A 644-nucleotide genomic window follows, 5' to 3' on the forward strand; every position below is an offset into this window, starting at 1 on the left:
AATTCCATACAGTTATCGACAATTCTGTCGATTTTATCATGCGTACGCATCGAAAACAAAAGCCACGATGCGAATCAAACGTAAACCAGGGGAACTGTTGGAGGTCGATTGGGCAGGACAAACCATGCATATCAAAGACAATATCACCGGTGAAGACATACCTGCGTATGTATTTGTTTCAGCCCTTCCGTGCAGTCAATATGCATATGTAGAAGCTTTTCTGTCCATGGACACGGAAAGTTGGATAACAGCACATATACATGCTTTTCAGTTCTACGGCGGTGTTACAAGGATTATTGTTCCGGATAATCTAAAAACAGGCGTAGTAAAAGCCTCACGGACCGAACCTACGATTAATCGTATTTATCAAGAAATGGCGGAACATTATAACACAACCATTATTCCGGCAAGGGTTCGCCATCCCAAAGATAAGGCAAGCGCTGAAGGTACTGTAGGCAACATAACGACTTGGATTATCGCTTCTCTTCGCAACCAGCAGTTTTTCTCCATTACGGAGCTAAACCTGGCTATTAAAGAGAAATTAACGGAGTTTAATACAAAGCCCTTTCAGAAAAAGAAAGGAAACAGGCTTACGGCATTCACGGAAGAGGAAAAATTCGCCTTAATCTCATTGCCTGTTTCCC

1 protein-coding gene is annotated in these 644 nt (G+C 42.4%); it reads left to right on the top strand.

Annotation, left to right across the window (positions count from 1 at the left end; all coding sequences use genetic code 11):
• Positions 1-67 precede the first annotated feature (67 nt).
• Positions 68-644 (top strand): IS21 family transposase (gene istA / locus ACFSCZ_RS17660; RefSeq protein WP_380775825.1); only part of this gene is annotated, 577 nt, incomplete at its 3' end.

The organism is Siminovitchia sediminis, from assembly GCF_042680885.1.
GTDB lineage: Bacteria > Bacillota > Bacilli > Bacillales > Bacillaceae_C > Siminovitchia > Siminovitchia sediminis.